At 39.2% G+C, this 19,766-nt stretch carries 14 protein-coding genes; 8 read left to right on the forward strand and 6 right to left on the reverse strand.

Annotated features, from left to right (window positions below; translation table 11 throughout):
* Window positions 1-128 precede the first annotated feature (128 nt).
* Genes RM549_RS15085 through RM549_RS15105 form a run of 5 tightly spaced genes read left to right on the forward strand, consistent with a single transcriptional unit; the run spans window position 129 to window position 3,267 of the window.
* Window positions 129-1,106, forward strand: a complete 978-nt coding sequence (locus RM549_RS15085) for a M23 family metallopeptidase (protein ID WP_311686299.1) — start codon at window positions 129-131, stop codon at window positions 1,104-1,106.
* Window positions 1,106-1,435 carry a MerR family transcriptional regulator gene (locus tag RM549_RS15090; RefSeq protein WP_311686301.1) on the forward strand — a complete coding sequence of 110 codons (330 nt, stop codon included), beginning with the start codon at window positions 1,106-1,108 and terminating at the stop codon, window positions 1,433-1,435. The genes RM549_RS15085 and RM549_RS15090 overlap by 1 nt, the downstream gene beginning before the upstream one ends.
* A 2-nt stretch (window positions 1,436-1,437) precedes the next feature.
* Window positions 1,438-2,034: a LemA family protein gene (locus tag RM549_RS15095; protein WP_311686303.1), complete on the forward strand. Its 597-nt coding sequence runs from the start codon at window positions 1,438-1,440 to the stop codon at window positions 2,032-2,034.
* A gap of 3 nt (window positions 2,035-2,037) precedes the next feature.
* A complete protein-coding gene (locus RM549_RS15100; RefSeq protein WP_311686305.1) occupies window positions 2,038-2,478 on the forward strand; it encodes a TPM domain-containing protein in 441 nt (146 codons plus the stop codon).
* A complete protein-coding gene (locus RM549_RS15105) occupies window positions 2,479-3,267 on the forward strand; it encodes a TPM domain-containing protein (protein WP_311686307.1) in 789 nt (262 codons plus the stop codon).
* 634 nt (window positions 3,268-3,901) lie between these two features.
* Here RM549_RS15105 and RM549_RS15110 read toward each other — a convergent pair.
* From RM549_RS15110 to era, 3 genes are all read right to left on the reverse strand, one after another.
* A complete protein-coding gene (locus RM549_RS15110) occupies window positions 3,902-6,634 on the reverse strand; it encodes an outer membrane beta-barrel protein (RefSeq protein ID WP_311686308.1) in 2,733 nt (910 codons plus the stop codon).
* A gap of 85 nt (window positions 6,635-6,719) precedes the next feature.
* Complete coding sequence (gene der, locus RM549_RS15115) at window positions 6,720-8,024, reverse strand: ribosome biogenesis GTPase Der (protein ID WP_311686310.1); 1,305 nt, start codon at window positions 8,022-8,024, stop codon at window positions 6,720-6,722.
* 317 nt (window positions 8,025-8,341) lie between these two features.
* A complete protein-coding gene (era, locus tag RM549_RS15120; protein WP_311501322.1) occupies window positions 8,342-9,223 on the reverse strand; it encodes a GTPase Era in 882 nt (293 codons plus the stop codon).
* 367 nt (window positions 9,224-9,590) lie between these two features.
* Between era and RM549_RS15125 the strand changes: the two genes are divergently transcribed.
* On the forward strand, window positions 9,591-11,129 hold the full coding sequence (locus RM549_RS15125) for a SulP family inorganic anion transporter (RefSeq protein WP_311686312.1): 1,539 nt from the start codon (window positions 9,591-9,593) through the stop codon (window positions 11,127-11,129).
* A 75-nt stretch (window positions 11,130-11,204) separates the two neighbouring features.
* Here the strand turns inward: RM549_RS15125 and RM549_RS15130 are convergent, their stop codons facing one another.
* A complete protein-coding gene (locus RM549_RS15130) occupies window positions 11,205-12,722 on the reverse strand; it encodes a carboxypeptidase-like regulatory domain-containing protein (RefSeq protein WP_311686314.1) in 1,518 nt (505 codons plus the stop codon).
* Between the two features lie 74 nt (window positions 12,723-12,796).
* Window positions 12,797-13,210, reverse strand: a complete 414-nt coding sequence (locus RM549_RS15135; RefSeq protein ID WP_311686316.1) for a VOC family protein — start codon at window positions 13,208-13,210, stop codon at window positions 12,797-12,799.
* 205 nt (window positions 13,211-13,415) lie between these two features.
* On the opposite strand from RM549_RS15135, the gene RM549_RS15140 reads away from it, so the two are divergent.
* Window positions 13,416-14,855, forward strand: a complete 1,440-nt coding sequence (locus tag RM549_RS15140; RefSeq protein ID WP_311686318.1) for a TonB-dependent receptor — start codon at window positions 13,416-13,418, stop codon at window positions 14,853-14,855.
* Between the two features lie 81 nt (window positions 14,856-14,936).
* Here the strand turns inward: RM549_RS15140 and RM549_RS15145 are convergent, their stop codons facing one another.
* The gene (locus tag RM549_RS15145; protein WP_311686320.1) at window positions 14,937-16,877 is read right to left on the reverse strand and encodes a M1 family metallopeptidase; all 1,941 of its coding nucleotides are present in this window, start codon (window positions 16,875-16,877) and stop codon (window positions 14,937-14,939) included.
* Window positions 16,878-17,322: 445 nt separating this feature from the next.
* On the opposite strand from RM549_RS15145, the gene RM549_RS15150 reads away from it, so the two are divergent.
* Window positions 17,323-19,764 (forward strand): glycoside hydrolase family 31 protein, encoded by a 2,442-nt coding sequence (locus RM549_RS15150; RefSeq protein WP_311686322.1) that lies wholly within the window; start codon window positions 17,323-17,325, stop codon window positions 19,762-19,764.
* Window positions 19,765-19,766 lie beyond the last annotated feature (2 nt).

Consider the following 19,766-nt stretch of genomic DNA (forward strand, 5'->3'; position numbering starts at 1 on the left):
CTCTTTTGTTCTAAATTTTACAAAATTTATGACGGCGATGAAACAATTCATATATTTGTTCGTTTACCGTTTGAATTTGCACAATAATGTGCATTTATATAATGGCAAAAATAGCACAAATTTAACTCATGTCGAAGGTTAAATACTATTACGATAGCGAGACACTTTCCTATAAAAAAATTGAGCGCCGTCGGGGACGACGCTTAGGAATTATAATGCTGAGTATCCTCAGCTCCTTTCTGGCAGGTTTTATACTGCTGGTAATTTACCTTAACATCCCGCAGATTGAAACTCCCAAAGAAAAAGCCTTAAAAAGGGAATTGCAAAATATGCAACTGCAATATGGCCTTCTCAACAAAAAAATGAATCAGGTTCAGGATGTGCTGGCAAATATTGAAGACCGGGACAACAACATTTACAGGTTGTATTTTGAAGCCAATCCGGTTCCAGAGGAACAGCGGAAAGCTGGGTTTGGTGGAATAAACCGTTACAAAGACCTTGAAGGTTTCGATAATTCCAAGTTAATTATCGAAACTACCAAAAGAATGGACGTGCTTACAAAACAGATTGTGGTCCAATCCAAATCCCTGGATGAAATTGCGGAGCTCGCTAAGGAAAAAGGGGATTTACTCGCTTCGGTTCCAGCTATACAACCTGTAAAAAATGAAGACCTTAAAAGAATAGCCTCCGGATATGGATGGAGAACAGATCCTTTTACCAAGGTAAAAAAATTCCATTACGGGATGGACTTTACAGCACCCCGCGGCACACCGGTTTACGCTACCGGCGATGGAAGGGTCACCCGGGCAGACAACCGCTCTACAGGCTATGGCAACCATATAAGGATTGACCACGGTTATGGCTACACCAGCCTTTATGGACACCTCTATAAGTACAATGTACGTCGTGGGCAAGCAGTAAAACGCGGAGATGTTATTGGTTTTGTGGGAAGCACCGGAAGATCTGAAGCTCCACATTTACACTACGAAATCTTTAAAGATGAAGACAGGATTAACCCTATCAACTTTTACTATGGAAATCTTTCTCCGGAAGAATTTGATGAGATTTTAGAAAAAGCACAACAAGAAAACCAATCCCTCGACTAATGCACGTAGACCTCCCGGAAAAGCGCTACTATAATATTGGTGAAGTTGCCGAAGCATTTAAGGTAAATACTTCGCTTATCCGGTTTTGGGAAAAAGAATTTGATGTTATTAAACCCAAGAAGAATGCCAAAGGCAACCGGAAGTTTACACCAGAGGATATCAAGAATCTTGAGCTTATTTTTCACCTCGTAAAAGAGCGCGGATTTACACTGGAAGGTGCAAAAATTCATCTGAAAGAAGAAAAGCATCAAACCCTAACCAATTTTGAAATTATTCGTAAGTTAGAGGGCATAAAAGCTACTCTTATAAATATCAAAAATCAGTTATAATTATGAAAAAATGGCTAATCCCAACAATTGTGATCGTTGTTGTGGCAATTATTATTTACAGCCTTACTGCAGGCATTAACAACACCGCGGTAGAACTGGAAGAAACAGTTACTCAAACCTGGGCAGATGTAGAAACTTCTTATCAAAGAAGAAGCGATCTTATCCCTAACCTGGTTAGTACCGTAAGGGGAGCAGCCGATTTTGAAAGGGGTACACTTACAGATGTAATTGAGGCGCGTGCCCGTGCTACCTCTGTAAATGTAGATGCCAATAATCTTGATCCACAACAAATACAACAGTTCCAGGAAGCCCAGGGCGAGGTATCTTCAGCATTATCGCGACTATTAGTCACCGTAGAACGCTATCCAGAATTAAGGGCAAACCAAAACTTCCTGCAACTACAATCACAACTGGAAGGTACAGAGAATCGTATAAGTGTAGCAAGGACGCGCTACAATGAATCTGTGAGGGAATATAATACCTACATCAGGAAATTCCCTAACAACATCTTTACAGGAATGTTTGGATTTGAAAGAAAGCCATCATTTGAAGCTGAAGCCGGAGCAGAAACCGCACCAGACGTCGAATTTGAATTTTAGATTATGAGCAGGACTGAAGAATTTTTGACGAAAGCTGAAGAGGAAGAAATTGTAGAGGCAATAAGAACTTCCGAAAAAAATACTTCAGGAGAAATACGGGTTCACCTGGAAAAATCTGCCGGAGATTTGGATATTTTCGATAGGGCGATGGAAGTTTTCCACATGCTGAAGATGGACAACACAAAGCAGGATAATGGTGTACTTATTTATGTTGCCGTAGAAGACCGTAATTTTGTAATCTATGGTGATAAAGGAATTAACGATGTGGTATCCAATGATTTTTGGGAAAGCACAAAAGATGCTATTGTAGCACAGTTTAAACAAGGAAATTTTAAACAGGGACTGGTAGACGGTGTATTAAAGGCCGGAGATCAGCTCCAGAAACATTTCCCGTGGAAAGAGACAACAGTAAACGAACTTTCCGACAAAATTTCAAAAGGATAAATGCTAATATCTATCAAAAAGTTAAACCTAACCTTATTATTTTTACTTGCTTTTACCGGCATAAGCTTTGCGCAGCGGGACATCCCACCGAGGCCTTCTGAAGAAACCAGCGTTTATGACGAAGCCAGTTTGCTTTCTTCTTCTGAAGAAAGTCAGCTCGAACAAAAGCTTATAAATTATGCAGATACCACTTCTACACAAATTGTTGTAGTCACCATAAATTCCCTTGAAGGCGAGTACGCCGGAACTTACGCCACGCATTGGGCCCATGAGTGGGGCATCGGGCAAAGCGACGAGGATAACGGACTTTTAATTCTTGTAGCTGAAGAAGATCGGAAAGTCTGGATTACCACAGGCTATGGACTTGAAGAATACCTTACCGATGCTAATACCAAAGCTATAATCGAGAGCGTAATTTTACCCGAATTCCGCAACAACGATTATTTTTCCGGACTGGATGCCGGTACCTCGGCAATTTTCCAGGTTCTTAATGGAACTTTTAAAGGAACTCCCAATCGCGGGACTTCTGAAGGCACACCAATCCGCACGATTATCTTTTTTATCATTTTTATAATTATTCTTATTTCTATAAGCAGGAAAAACCGGGGAGGCAGAAACGGCGGTCGCAGAGGTGGCCGTAGTACATTGTTTGATGCTGTAATCTTAAGTTCTCTGGGACGCGGCACCTTTGGTGGCGGAGGTGGAGGCGGCTTTGGCGGCGGCGGAGGCTTCGGTGGTGGTTTTGGCGGCGGTGGCTTTGGCGGCGGCGGTGCCGGCGGAAGTTGGTAGTTTCTTCAGTTGTGAGTTGTCTGTTTTCTGTTAAAAAAAATAGTGGAAAGCGAAAAGCTCTATTCGATTATTTTAAATTTTAAATTCTGAAGTTTGAAGTGTTTCTTTCCCTGGTCTTGCTCTAAAAAAGGCAATTATCGACATAAAGAACACACACCAATAAAATCACAGAAAGATCACAGAATTCCTTCGCCGGTAAGCCTACCTTAATTTTAAAATTCATCACAAAAAATAATGCTGTGCTCAAAATGACAATTATCGTCATCTAGCAAACACCAGCAAAAAAAGGGAATACCAAATAATCTCTTCGACAGTAAACTGATCTCCATTCAAAATTTAAAATTAAGAATTCATAATAATGCTAGTCCCAAAATGGTGATCTTCAGCATTAAGATACGCCACCAACAAGACGCAAACAGTGGAAAAAAATCGATGAAAAAATTTTTCACACAGGAAAGCCCGGCATAATTCAAATTTTAAAATTCATTATTCAAAATAATGCTTTGCTCAAAATGGCATTTTTCGGCAATAAGGAGCCAGAAATAATAGAGTGGAAAGAGGAAAGAAATGTCTTGCCTCTTAAATTCCAATTACAAAATCCAGAATTCAAAATTCAAAATCTTGTCAATTGCTGTTAAAACCGTCTTTCTCCTCTGTCCGGAGGGCCACTGCCGCCAAAATTGCTTAGTTTGTAAGTGAAGCTTAACATTGCGTAGCGGGTAAGAATGAGACTGCTGGTATCCTGAATATAATCGTCGCCAATGACACGGCGGGTATCGATATTCTGATCCAGCAAATCATACACTTTCACCTTCAGGGTAGCTTTATCCTTCAGAAATTCGTAGCCGAGGCTCATGTTCCAAAGCAATGAAGTATTTTCAAAACCCGGAGAAACATTTCCGAAGTAATTAAAAGAAATATCATTACCAAAAACCACATTTTCTGGCCAGTAAGAAGTGGCCTGCAGCCCTATGCTGTGATTTATGAAATCCTCATTCCTTTCTGGGTTAATATCATAATTTGTGCTGTTATAGGTGAGCTCATAATTAGGTTCTATGCTAAATAATTCTTCAATTTCATAAGTAAGGCGCAACCGCGGACTTACACTATAACGTTCTGATTCATATCTTACCGCATTGGTAAAACCAATATTCTTATTATAATCGGCGTTTAACCCGGCCTGATATCTAAACACCCTTGCTTCTTTCTTGTATTGTTTATTGTAGAAAACTCCCGCGTTTCCATTTACCACCCCATCTACGTTTGTGTAAGTTGTAGTCCTTACAAGATCTTCGTCTACCGTAGTCACTGGAACTATATTGTTATCTGTAAAACCTATATTAAGATAACTAAAGGTTCCGCTACGGGTTGCGAAGTCGAAATTGCGGTAATTAAGTCTTATATCCTGCCGGTACGTAGGCCTTAATTCGGGATTTCCAACTACAATATTTAACGGATTGGTACGGTCTACAACAGGTTGCAACTGCCGGATAGAAGGGATATCCACATTGGTGTCATACCGAATGGAGAGACTCTTAGATCTTTCAATTTCATAACGGACTCCTGCTTCCAGAAACAGGTTGTTATAGGTATTTTCAAAAGAAGTTTCTTCAAGATAATTGCTGTTATCCAGACTGGTATGCAAGAGACCAACTTCTGTATTGATCCTCCAGGTATCTCCTTCATAATTTAGGCCGACATTTGGAATATGCCGCCTGCTGTTAACCTCAAAATCACTGCTTAAAAGGTCATTAAGTATGTTGTAGTTGCCATCGGCATTTTCAGCTTCGTAAACATATCTTTTATTGGTCACTTTTGAATAATCAAAATCATAGGAGACATCAAGAAAAAACTGATTCGCCAGAACGCTACGTTTGCTGGCCTGGAAAGAATAAGAATCTGTCGTTTCATCTTCGTCTATATATTGATCCTGAATTTCAACAACCTCTTCGCCTTCTTCCCTAAAAAAGCTTTCAGAATAGTAAAAATTATCGTTTTTCTGCCTGCTATGGTCATTCCCGAATTCCATTTGCAAATATGAACCACGACTGCCAAAGCGCTTAATAAAATCTATATCATTATTAAATTGGGCGCTCTCCAGTTCTTCATTGTTGGAAGTGGTCGTACTGTTGATTAGGTTAAGATCCTCGTCTAATGACTCTGCCATCTGGTCGCGGTAGGAATTTCCGAAATTGGCGTTGAAGCTAGGATTAATACTAAGCCTTGTAAGTGTATCAAACTCCACTTCAAAACGAGCATTTGCACGATGACTATCGTTTAACAAATTACTACTCTCTTCAGAATTAGTAAAGAAGCGGGAGTCTGGCAGAATATTTTCCCGCGCTACCACGGTCCTTCTTTCGGTATCATTTCTTCCGAAAAAATAATCTACGCTTAATTCGATTTCCTTTTCTTCTTTCCATTTATTTACGAAGTTAAGACCGGCCGTTTCAGCCTTTGTAATTCCGCCTCCGCCACCCCCAAAGACGTTACTCCCGGCAGTCCGGCCCATCATTCCAAAAACCTCATCATAACTAAACCCAGAAGAATTGATATTGTTGGAGCTACCTAAAACACTCAATCGCAGGTTGTCTTCAAAATAATTCCCGATTCCGCTTAATTCGTAGCGATCGTCTGTTCCCCCACCGGCAGTGGCCCGGGCAAAGTAGCCTTTGTTCTTATCTTCCTTTATGGTAATATTTACTGTTTTATTCTCTGGATCTCCGGGCTTTCCTGTAAATTCTTCCGATCGTGTTTTGGTATCGGTTACCTGGATTTTATCGATAATTTCCTTCGGAAGATTTTTCGTAGCAATTTTAGGATCATCACCAAAAAATTCTTCTCCGTTTACCAGAATTCTCGAAACCGGTTTTCCATTTACCGTAATATTGCCCTGGTTATCCACTTCAACTCCCGGAAGCTTCCTCATTAACTCTTCCAGGTTAGCATCCTGTCGTGTATTAAAGGAATCAGCATTAAATTCTAAAGTATCTTTCTTAATAGTGATAGGTGCCCGTGTACCAGTAACCATTACTTCTTCAAGCTCGTTATCCTGAATTTTCATGTTAATAGTGGGCAATTCTATCTTCTCCTCAATTTCCAGGGTTTTCCTGTAGGATTGATATCCGGCAAATGAAATATATAAATCTGCTTTGGGAATACTGGTATTCCCGGTGAGACGAAAATTTCCGTTTTTTTCTGAAATTGTGTAAGTAATCAAGCTGCTGTCGACTGCTTTTTCAAGGTAGACAGTAGCAGATTCTAAAGGAATTCCGGCCTCGTCCACTACTTTTCCGGAAATTTCGAAATTCTGGGAAAACGCAATGCCGGTGATGAACAGCAACGCGAGCGTGTAATAAAGTTTCATTAAAAAGAATTTGATAGATGAAAAGGAAAGATCTGCTCCTCCCTCTCCTTTTAGACTAACGTTATCCCTTTTAGTTTAATCGATATTACTTTTTTCTGAAGTAAATTGTAATTGGTACCCCGCTGAAATCGAATTCTTTGCGGATTTTATTCTCTAAAAATCGTTTATAAGGATCTCTCACATACTGCGGAAGATTGCAGAAGAACGCAAACTGAGGCTGTGGAGTTGGCAGCTGCATACAGAATTTGATCTTTACGTATTTGCCTTTATATGCCGGTGGCGGATTACTTTCTATAATTGGAAGCATTACATCGTTAAATTCCCGGGTCTTTAATTTCTTGCTTCGGTTTTCGAAAACCTGTACAGCAGTTTCTATAGCTTTAAAAACCCGCTGTTTGGTTAGTACCGAAATAAAGATAATGGGGACGTCTGTAAAAGGTTCTATTTCGCGCCTTATATTCGCTTCATATTCCTTGAGTGTATTGGTTTCTTTGTCTATTAAATCCCATTTATTTACAAGGATTACAATTCCTTTGCGGTTACGTTGTGCAAGCCAGAAAATATTCTGAACCTGACCGTCAAAACCACGCTGCGCATCCAACACCACGAGACACACATCACAATTTTCAATGGCACGTACAGAGCGCATCACCGAATAAAATTCCAGGTCTTCCTTAACTTTAGCTTTTCTACGAATTCCTGCAGTATCAACTAAATTAAATTCGAAACCAAAACGGTTGTACTTTGTATCTATGGAATCTCTTGTTGTACCGGCAACATCGGTCACGATATACCTGTCTTCACCAATAAGTGCATTTATAAAGGAAGATTTTCCTGCATTTGGCCTTCCTACCACAGCAAAACGTGGCAATTCTGTTTCTTCCTCGGCTTCAGATTCTGGCAACGCTTCAATAAGTGCATCCAGTAAATCCCCGGTTCCGCTTCCATTGGTACTGGCAATTGGAAAATATTCTCCCAGACCGAGATTATAAAATTCAACAGCGTTTGCGAGTCGTTTATTATTGTCGACTTTGTTAACTGCAAGTAAAACCGGTTTATCAACTTTTCGCAGTATAAATGCGACGTCTTCATCCATTGGGGTTATGCCGGTTTCCACATCTACCATAAAAATAATGGCATCTGCCTCATCTATGGCAAGTTCTACCTGTTTGTCGATTTCAGCTTCAAAAACGTCGTCGCTACCTTTAATATATCCACCGGTATCGATTAGGGAAAATTTTTGCCCATTCCAGTCAGATTTACCGTAATGACGATCGCGTGTAACTCCGCTAACGGAATCCACTATGGCCTCGCGACGCTGGATCAATCTGTTAAAAAAAGTGGATTTTCCTACATTTGGCCTTCCCACGATGGCTACTATATTACCCATACCGGATTTTCTTTTATTTAGGTTGCAAAATTAGTGTAAAAATTCGGGTTTAAAGAGAAAAGTGGAACAGTCTATTTTAGACTACATTCTCAGTCTTCACCATACAACAAACCCAGGAGAAATGTGCTTTTGCCTGACGAGTAGGTTTAATGTTTAAAATTACATGTCAAACCAACTCACTATGGAGTTTAATTGACTCTCAATTTTTTGCAACTTCTATAACTTCGGAATAAAATAATTTGAAATCAGCAGAGTCCGCTTCGATTTAAAGCCGATGCCAAAAAATCCACAATATCGACCTTTAGTTACCGGTTGCATTAATCATTATAACCGAATCTTTTAAGCTGATTGCTGTCGCTACGCCAGTTTTTGTTGACCTTTACGTATAGTTCCAGGTGAACCTGCTTTCCGAAGAATTTCTCCAGATCCTTACGTGCTTCCACGCCTACCCTTTTTAACGCAGATCCTTTATGGCCAATAATAATCCCCTTTTGGGTCTCACGCTCTACCATAATCACGCTGCGCATCCTGATAATTTCCTCTTCTTCAAAAAATTCCTGCGTATCTATTTCTACGGAATAAGGAATTTCCTTTTTGTAGTGCATCAGGATTTTTTCCCTGATGATTTCGTTCACAAAAAAGCGTTCCGGCTTATCGGTAAGCGTATCCTTTGGATAAAAAGCAGGACCTTCAGGCAATAATTCTACAATACGATTGAAAACTTCAGCAACATTAAAGCCTTGTAACGCAGAAACCGGCATAATTTCAGCATTCGGAACTTTTTCTTTCCATAGCTCCACCTGTTCTTCAAGTTCTTCCTGATTTGATTTGTCGATTTTATTCAGAAGCAATAAAACAGGAATTTCAGCATGAATAATTTTGTTGAAAAAAGCCTCATCCTTGAGTTCTCTTTCCCCAATTTCGACCATATAAACCAGCACATCGGCATCTTCAAAAGCAGATTTCACAAAATCCATCATAGATTGTTGTAATTGGTAAGCTGGCTTAATAATTCCCGGCGTATCACTAAGAATCGCCTGGAAATCTTCCCCGTTCACAATTCCCAGGATCCTGTGCCGCGTGGTTTGAGCTTTGGAGGTAATAATGGAAAGTTTTTCACCCACAAAAGCATTCATGAGTGTAGATTTTCCCACGTTGGGATTTCCTATAATATTTACAAAACCGGCTTTATGTGCCATAACTGAAATTTTTTACAAAGATATTTCAATTAATTCCGCTCTCCTAACTTTTTCAATTTTTCCGTTAGCAGGTCGATAATTGTCATTTTAATGGCAGGCCTTTAAAAGCCAATAGATTACAAATACCTTAAATTACTAGCCAGAATTTTGACAAAGCTGTAAAAGTTAACAGCTTCTCCTTCAAAAGCTTTGCTATTAGAAAAAATTAACTAATTTTGCCCGCTCTTATGAAGCACGGAAGAAACATAACATCATCCCCACTTACTCCGCCGTAAACAGCTCTGCCTGTACCCAATATCTCTTATTATATCCATTTTTTAGCTGAAAGTATTCCTTTCAACTTCATTACTATTAATATTTTATTTTTATGAAACAGATTTTTAATCTCTTCGATTTTAAACAAAAAGTAGATTATAAAACCGAAGTTCTTGCCGGTTTAACCGTGGCAATGACCATGATCCCAGAGTCATTATCCTTCGCTATTTTAGCCGGATTTCCTCCACTAATGGGATTATACGCTTCCATTATAATGTGTTTGGTAACGGCAATTTTCGGGGGAAGACCAGGAATGATCTCAGGTGGAGCCGGCGCTACAGTTATCGTCTTAATTGCTCTAATGCAATCCAACGGCCTTGAATACGTTTTGGCAGCGGTGGCTTTAGCAGGGGTAATTCAGATTATAATTGGAGTTTTTAAGCTCGGAAAATTTATACGTTTAGTACCTCATCCTGTAATGTTTGGGTTTGTTAACGGTTTAGCTATTATTATATTTATGTCTCAGTTAGACCAGTTTAAGACGGTGGTTAATGGCGATATTGTATGGCTAACCGGAACTTCTTTATATGTTATGGCCGGTTTAGTGGCCTTAACCATTGCGGTTGTTGTTTTCTTACCTAAACTTACTAAAGCAGTTCCTTCTTCGCTGGTTGCCATAATAATTGTATTCCTTTTGGTATACTTTCTGGGTATAGATACTAAAATAGTTGAAGATATCGCTTCTGTAAGTGGTGGCTTTCCTCCTTTTCACATACCGAATATTCCATTGACCTGGGAAACATTTGAACTTATTGCCCCTTATTCTATGATTATGGCGGCAGTTGGATTAACCGAAGGCTTGCTTACCTTAAACCTGGTAGATGAAATTACAGAAACCAAAGGTAGTGGCAACAGAGAATGTATTGCCCAGGGAGGTGCAAACATACTAAATGGATTCTTCTTCGGGATGGGTGGCTGTCCAATGATCGCTCAAACTTTAGTGAACCTCTCGGCTGGATCCAGAGCTAGGTTGTCTGGTATAATTGCAGCCTTTACCATTCTTGGAATAGTGTTATTTGGTGCACCCATCATAGAACAGGTACCAATGGCAGCTCTTGTAGGAGTAATGATCATGGTAGCCATTGGAACTTTTGAGTGGGCCAGTTTAAAAATATTTAATAAAGTACCTAAGAAAGATATTTTTCTGGTAATTATTGTTGCACTCATAACTGTTATTCTGCACAATCTGGCTTTAGCAGTTCTGGTTGGAGTTATACTTTCGGCATTGTTCTTTGCCTGGGAAAGCGCCAAGAGAATTAGAGCTAGAAAAAGTATTGATGAAAATGGTGTTAAACACTATGAAATATATGGCCCGTTATTTTTTGGTTCTACTACTAATTTTGCAGAAAAATTTGATGTTGTAAACGATCCAAAAGAGATAATAATAGATTTTAAGGATAGTCGAATTGCCGATATGTCTGCTATTGAAGCTTTAAATCAAGTCACTCAGCGTTATAGTAAAGTTGGCAAAAAAGTACATCTTAGACATTTAAGCAAGGACTGCAGAAGGTTGCTAAACAATGCAGATGGAATTATAGAAGTTAATATTCTGGAAGATCCCACCTACAAAGTTGCTACAGATACGTTCTAAGTATATCCTGGAATAAAAAAGGTCTGAAAAGTGGCAGGAACGCCAATTTTCAGACCTTTTTTTGATTATGAAATTTTATAATTCTGTTGTTTCCTCGAGTGCGGTAAAGGCTTTAATTGCGGCGTTTGGTTCTATAATATTATAACCATTCCAGAAGTCTGGATTATATTTTTTGAAAACCTGATATTCGTAATTATCAGAAATCTGAAAAGATTCGTAATCACTTTCCTCTAATGGATCATCTTCATAAACTACCAGCTCAAATTTCGAAATATCGCTGTTACTTAACCTGATTTCCATATCCAGTTCATCCAGTTTCTTGTTCCAAAGAAAATTCCCTTTCTTTACCATCATTGTTAAGGGGCGGTCTATCCCAACAGTTGTACCGTCTTCCTGTTCCAGGTATTTAGGGTTATACTTTCCATCCATTCCCCTCGAGAAAATCATTTTTCCCCTGTAGACATCATCTTTTGTGCTAATCCCAAAAAGTTTAAAAGAGCTAATCGCCTTTACATTTTCGTAATCCAGGCGATGGACCCCAAAATCTTCAGTATTTACGTAAATTTTTCCTTTAAAATCAGCTCCCCTTTTGGGTTCAAAACTTATCACGTAAACTACAGAATTATCTAACTGGGCATAGCCATCGACTGCAAATCTATATTTTCTCGCTTTTTCAAAAACATCAAAAGTATTGTCTTCATTCCAGAACATTTTGCGCAATTGCCGCTGTACAAACTTTCCGGCTACTGCCTGCACCTCTTTTTGCTTGTCTGCTTTCTCTTTTTCTAATTCTTCAGGTGTTTTTATTTTTGGTTTCGCAGCTTCATTTGTTTCTGAAATTTCCTCTTGAAATTCCATTCCATCTACTTTAACTCCAATAATTCCGGATTTTATTTTTACGTAGGTCCCCTCACCTATTTTCTTCTGAAAAATCTTTTCCATCCTTCCGGTGATTTCCTCCAAAGATTCCTCATTAACCGGATTATCTAATTTTGCAGCCTTTATCAACTGTACTTTCTGTTTGTCATAATTTCCGTAGAAATCGCCAAAGTATTCGTTATAACTATCTGCATAATGCGGAATATTATCGACTACCTCATTCATAAAATTCTGGTCGAGTTCTGCAATCGTACTATTCTCAACTTCAAGATCCAATTGATTGATTTTATTAAAATAAGATCTTCGGAAAAAGAACCGCTTTTTAGTAAGGTTAAAATTGTAATTACTATCTACCGAAGCGATCACACGCTCTATAATTTCCTTTCCGGTAAGATTTTTATCGGAAAGGAATATATCGGACAACTGGATAGATTGTGGCTCCAGATAAATGATGCCCTTAATTTTAACAATATCGACTTCAACAGTCTCGTAACCCAAAGAGGAAATGGAAATAGTAGCATCAGTACCTTCTGAAGGAATACTGAAGATGCCCTCATCGTTAGTTACCACACCTTTGTTTGTTCCATATTGTATGGTTGCGTAAGGGACAGGCTGTTTAGAAACACGATCGAGTAATTGAGCTGAAATTTCCTGTGCTGAAGAAAGTTGAACAAAGAACAGAAAGAAGAAAAAATAGAAAAAAGAGCGTCCCATAAAATGTTTTCTTTTAAAGACGCTCCCTCTTAAGGTTTGTTACAAAAATTTCAACTTAAAAGGAAAAATCAGATTTAAAGCTGGTTGTCATTTACCTCAATCCAGTAGCCATCGGGATCCTGAAAATAAATCTGCTTTACACCATCCGGACGTGAATTTGTTGTCCCTGCTTCTCCCGGCCAGTTCTCAAAATGAACATTATTATTTTTAAGGTGCTCCATAAAAGCATGAAGAATATCTGTACTTATTGCCATATGTACGCCTTTGTACTTCTGAATTTTTTCTTTATTCTCTATAATATGCAACTGAGTTTTATCTGATAACTGGAACCAGCGGATGTGATCTGGAAGTCCACCATTGGGAATTTCCTTTAGTCCCATAATATTCTTATAAAATTCTGCAGATACCTGAAGGTCTGAAACCTGTATTGCATCGTGATCCTTTTTAAAAATAAAATCGGTTTGTGCGTTTACGTTTTGTGTACTCATAATTAAGATGCTAATAAAGAAAAAACAAAATAAGGATTTCATATTATATAATTGTGATTAGTAACAAAGGAAGTTACTAAGCATACGTAATTATACCATTCTTGTTTTCCTCCAATGGTGTTGTAGAAAAAACTTAGCAAATACTTATGAAGATGAGGGTGGCTCATAATTTCAAATATTCTTACATTTAAGGTAAAGTGAAAATATGTCTGTAGATTTAGAAAAGGAAAGAGAATTTCGCGAAATGGTTTCTGTAGAGAATAAGGCCCTTCGCATTAATCTGAATGAAAACATTTACGGAACCTTTGCCGAAATTGGAGCAGGACAGGAAACTGTGAGAAATTTCTTTAGGGCCCAAAATCCGTCGGGCACCATTGCCAAAACCCTTAGTGCCTACGATAAAGATTTTAGCGATGCCATATATGGCGTTGGAGAAAACAGAAGATATGTAACAGAGTCCCGGCTTAAGAGTATGCTGGCCTATGAAACCGGCCTCATCGAGGAAAGAATTTCACGGACAAAACATCCCAATAAGCTTTTTTTTAGTTACGCCAACACCGTTGCTACAATAGATTTTGCCAAAAAATATAAAGGCCATGGCTGGCTGGGAATCAGGTTCCAGTCAAAACCGAAAGAAGAATACAGCGAGATCATTATTCATGTTCAGTTTCATGAAAGTAATGCGGCAAAACAGCAAATAAGTCTCGGAATTTTGGGCGTAAACCTTATCTACGGGGCATATTACCACCATGATGATCCTGTAACTATTCTCAACAGCCTTTACGACCACCTTAATTCCCATAAAATTGAAATTGACATGGTGAATTTCACCGGCCCGGTTTTTAAGCAGGTAGACAATAGGTTAATGAGCCTGCACCTGGTAAAAACAGGGAAGACCGATGCTATAATGTTTAAGCCGGATGGAAATAATGTGCTTCCCGCAGATTTGCTTTATAAAAAGAATATCCTAACACTTCGTGGAAGTTTTAGACCTGTTACAAGGGTGAACCTCAGCATGTTTCAAAAATCACTGGAATTATTCAAACAGGAGAAAAAAGTAGATGAAGAACGTATCCTGGGGATCTTCGAAATTACACTTTTCAATCTTAGAAATGAAGGCGAAATAGACGAAAAGGATTTTCTGGACAGGGCAGATCTACTCTGTTCCCTGGGACACACCGTAATGATTTCCAATTTCCAGGAATACTACAAAGTAGTGGAATATTTTTCTCAATTTACCAGGGAAAGAATGGGACTTACTATGGGTGTGAATACGCTGGTAGAAGTTTTTAAAGAAGATTACTACAAAGATTTGAGCGGCGGAATTTTAGAAGCATTTGGAAAATTATTTTTTAAAAGCCTTAAAATTTATCTTCATCCTCAAAAAGATCCTGAAACCGGCGAAATAATTACCAGTGAAAACCTGGAAGTTGAACAAAGAACCAAAGAGTTGTACAGCTTTTTTAAAGACAACGGACGCGTTGTGGATATCACAGATTATGATCCTGAAGTTCTGGATATTAATTCACGAAAAATTTACGAACTGATTAGGAACGGAGAAGGCGGCTGGGAAAAAGGCCTGGAAGAGGATACCGTAAAACACATTAAGGAAAATCATCTGTTTCAGAAGAAACCTGAATCTTAAAGACTATATAGTGTGCATAAAAAAAGGCCCGGTTCATCAGAACTGGACCTTTTTTTAGGACGATACACAAATTAGGTGAATTTACTCTTTGTAAAAATCTGTCGGCCAACTGTCATTCGAGAAATTAACATCAGGAAGGATTTTTTCAGGATCCAGTTCTACACTTTCAAGTGTTTTTTCCGTTTCCAGCAGATGGTTCCAGCTATCACCACGTTGCCAGATTTCCACCGGTAGCCGTAGGTTTTCCGTAGTACCATCTTCATACGTTAGCTTCATTTCCACCGGCATTGGTATTTCTCCTTTGTTAGAAACAGTGATCACATAATTACCCTGATGTTGCTGCACTCCATCCAGGCTTATATCGATATTTCCTGTCCCGTAAAACCAGCCTTGCCAAAACCAGGAAAGATTTTCTCCCGCCACATTTTCCATATGATTAAAGAAATCTTTTGGCTGAGGGTGCTTATAAGCCCAGGTTTCTATGTAGGATTTAAAAGCGTTATCAAAACGCTCATGACCGAGGATATATTCACGCAACAGCAAAAGACCAATCGCAGGTTTGTAATATGCCGTCATCCCCAGGTTCCTTAAATTGGTAACATCTGGATAGGTATCTATACCTTCACGCGTTGGCCTGTTAAACCAGCTTACAAGTCGCCTTGTCTCGTTAAGGTTGGAACCATACTCCCCATCGTTAAATTCCAGGCTGCTGTAATGGTTTATAAAGGTATTAAAGCCTTCATCCATCCACGCATATCTTCTTTCATTGGAACCAACGATCATTGGAAACCAGTTATGTCCAAATTCATGATCTGTAACTCCCCATAACGATTCGCCTTCAGCCTGCCATCCGCAGAAGTTCAATCCGGGATATTCCATTCCGCCAATATCTGCAGCCACATTTACAGCCACAGGATAAGGATAGTTAAACCACTTTTCTGAATAATGCTCGACGGAGTATTTAGAATATTCTGTAGAACGACCCCATGCATCCTCTCCGGCGCTCTCTTTAGGGTAAGCAGATTGTGCCATAGCTTGTTCGCCGCCAGGGAGATTTATTCTTGCCGCATCCCAGATAAATGCTTTGGAAGATCCAAAAGCAACATCCCTGGTATTTTCCATTTTAAAATGCCAGGTTAGCGTTCCCTCCTGCTTTGCACGAATGGACATATCGTTTACTTCTTCGGGTCTCACAATAAATACCGTGGTATCGCTTTTTGATGCACGATCCATTCTTTCACGCATGGTAGCAGAAAGCACCTGCCGCGGATTTTGCAATTCGCCTGAAGCTACTACGATATGATCGTAAGGAGCGGTAATCTTGTAATCATAGTCTCCGTAATCCAGGTAAAATTCACCGGCACCAAGGTACGGCTCAATATTCCAGCCCTCAATATCATCAAAAACAGCAGCTTTTGGAAACCATTGCGCCATCGCGTAAATTGTCCCGTCTTCCACTTCTAAACGTCCCATTCTATCCATTCCCTCAACAGGAATATTATAACTGAAATCCATAGAAACGGTTGCTTTTCCTCCATTTGCCGGAATTGGACGATCAAAGAAAACCTGCATCCTGGTGTCAGTAATTAAGTATTTTGAAGAAGTGCTGCGTTTAACTTTTGCCTCCAAATTACTAATTTCGTAACCTCCGTCTGTATTTCCAGTATAGCGGTTCCCTCCTATTGGTGTAGTTAACGTCCCCCGGGAATCTTCGGTAAACCTGTTTTGTTCCAGGTGCATCCAGATAAAATCCAGGTCCTGCGGACTATTATTTGTATAAGTGAGGGTAATTTTTCCCGAAATACTGTGATCCTCGTCATTAAGTGTTACCTCAATCTCGTAGTCCGTTTCGTTTTGCCAGTATTCAGGCCCGGGATAGCCCGATGCGGCCCTGTAGCGGTTGCCGCTGCGATCCATAAATTCCCCAAAATCTGACTGGTTATTCTGAATCACTTCCTGCGCTCCAGAAAGTGAAAAACTAAAAAACATAAGGACAAGAAATGTTCTTGAAAATATCTTCATTCTCTAAATTTTTTGTGAATCCTGCAAATTTAAATATTAGTGGCTAAATATTACCTTATTGTTGGAAAAATTGAAGTCATTCCTAAAATAGATATCGATAATTGCCATTTTTGGATACTGACTTTTCCTTAAACTGTTAAAGATTAACCTAAAGCGTCTAAACCTGCCTGGAAAAGTCCGGAATCACCGTTTGAGACTCCTTTTTCAGCTCTAGAGCATGATAAAATGTGCTTATAATATTTGATTACCAGTATTGTAGCAATAATTCATCTTCATTTAAAAAGAGAAGCGTCAAATTTGGCAATTTTCGGCATACAGTGTGATTATGAATAGATAATATTCCTTCCGAAAGGGAAATTTTGTATAAATTCAAGTTTTATCTTTGCCTTCAAATTTAAATTTGGATAAGCACAAGTAACGCTGATCTAAAAATCAATAATCTACTATGATTACAAGCACCGAATTGGAAACTAAAGGAAATTTATTTCCGGGAGAAGTTGAAAGCCTTGAATGGGATGGAAATTCGGTTACTTTTTCTACAAAGAATAACGTTATGCTGCGCATCCACGTTTTACGGGATAGCATTTTGCGTTTCAGGTATGCAACCGATGGTATTTTTGAAAATGATTTTTCTTACGCCATTGATAAGGATAGCATGCACGGTTTCAATAAATTTCAAATTGAAGAGGCACCTTTTGTAATCACCATTATTACCAGCAAAATAAAATGTAAAATCTCTACTACAGATCTTAAAATCGGCATTTATGACCTTCAGGATAATGTAATTGTAGAAGAAGAGATGGGCTTTCACTGGGAAGAAAGTTTTAAATATGGAGGCAATTTTGTAAAGATGAACAAGACCTCTGTTGATGGAGAAAATTTCTTCGGACTGGGGGATAAACCTACCAACTTCAATTTAAAAGGGAAAAAACTGAGTTTGTGGAACAAAGATCAGTTCGCCTTCAATAAAGATCTGGACGAACTTTATAAAGCTGTGCCTTTTTATACTGCGTTGCACAGCAATATTGCCTACGGAATTTTCTTTGACAACAGTTTCAGAACACATTTTGACTTTTGCCAGGAGAAAAGGAACGAGGTGAAATTTTGGGCTGAAGGTGGTGAAATGAATTATTATTTTATCTACGGCCCTAAAATTGCCGATGTGGTAACTTCTTATACACACCTCACGGGAACTCCAGGCATGCCCCCCATGTGGGCTTTAGGTTATCATCAAAGCAAGTGGAGCTATTTTCCCGAAAGTAGGGTAAATGAACTTGCAGCTAAATTCAGGGAACTTCAATTTCCCTGCGATGCTATCCATTTGGATATTGATTATATGGAAGATTATAAATGTTTTACCTGGAATAAAAGACACTTTCCAAATCCTAAACTGATGGTGGAGAACCTTGAAGAAAAAGGGTTTAAGACTGTGGTTATTATTGACCCGGGAATTAAAATTGAAGCAGATTATAAGATTTTTAAAGAAGCCCTGGAGAATGATTATTTTTGCAGAAGAGCCGACGGCCCTTTTATGCGCGGAAAAGTCTGGCCGGGAGAATGTTACTTTCCGGATTTCACCAATCCGAAAGTTAGAGAATGGTGGGCAGGATTGTTTAAGGAGCTTGTGGGTGAAATTGGTGTAAAAGGAGTCTGGAACGATATGAATGAGCCTGCAGTTATGGAGGTGCCGGGAAAAACTTTTCCTATGGATGTACGTCACAATTACGATGGTAATTACTGCAGCCACAGGAAAGCCCACAACGTTTACGGAATGCAAATGGCGCGGGCAACACATCACGGAGTGCAAAAATACACTTTTCCAAAAAGGCCATTTACCATGACCCGCGCGAACTTTGCAGGTGGGCAACGATACTGCGCTACCTGGACAGGAGACAATATTGCCAGCTGGGAACATTTATGGCTTGCCAATACACAGGTGCAGCGGCTGTGCCTTAGCGGAATGAGCTTTACGGGTAGCGATATTGGTGGTTTTGCAGAGCAACCTTCAGGAGAACTATTTACCCGCTGGATTCAGCTTGGGATATTTCATCCATTTTGCCGGGTTCATTCTTCGGGAGATCACGGGAATCAGGAACCCTGGTCTTTTGGGGAAGAAGTTTTAAACATTACCAGGGAATATATCAGGTTAAGATATCAACTGCTACCTTATTTATATACTGCATTTTACCAGTATGTAGAAGAAGGTATCCCTATTTTAAAGCCACTGGTATATTTTGATCAGGAAGATGTGCACACCTATTATCGTTCTGATGAATTTATATTCGGCAACCAGATTCTAGTGTGTCCAATCCAGGATGCGAACGTGCAGGGACGAAGAGTGTATTTTCCACGTGGCAAATGGTACAACTTCTGGAATGATGAGCTGTTAACCGGAGGAAAAGAATATTGGGTGGATGCGCCACTGGAGAGATCGCCTATTTTTGTAAAGGAAGGAGCAATTATTCCGAAGTTTCCTGTTCAGAATTATGTAGATGAAATTGAAATAGAAGCACTATTCCTGGACGTTTATTACAAAGATGGAAGCGAAACTTCTATTTTATACGAAGATGCCCATGATGGTTATGACTACAAAAAAGGGAGGTACAGCTTTAAAACCTTCAAATTTAGAGGGAAACCGGGAGAAATTGTAATTCAGCAACATAAGGATGGAAAGTATATAACTTCTTATAATTACCTGAAGCTCCGCATTCACGGTTTACCATTTGAAATTGAAAAAGCGTATCTGGACAATGAGGAAGTTAGCCTGAAGTCACTGGATTATAATCCAGCAGACAGAACAATGAAGATACCGAAAATGTTTGATCTCCTTCAGTTTACTTCCGCAGTAAAAGCTGACAGGATAGAGATTGAAGAAAACACTGATTGAAG

It is taken from the genome of Autumnicola patrickiae, assembly GCF_031846525.1.
In the GTDB taxonomy this organism is placed as follows: domain Bacteria; phylum Bacteroidota; class Bacteroidia; order Flavobacteriales; family Flavobacteriaceae; genus Autumnicola; species Autumnicola patrickiae.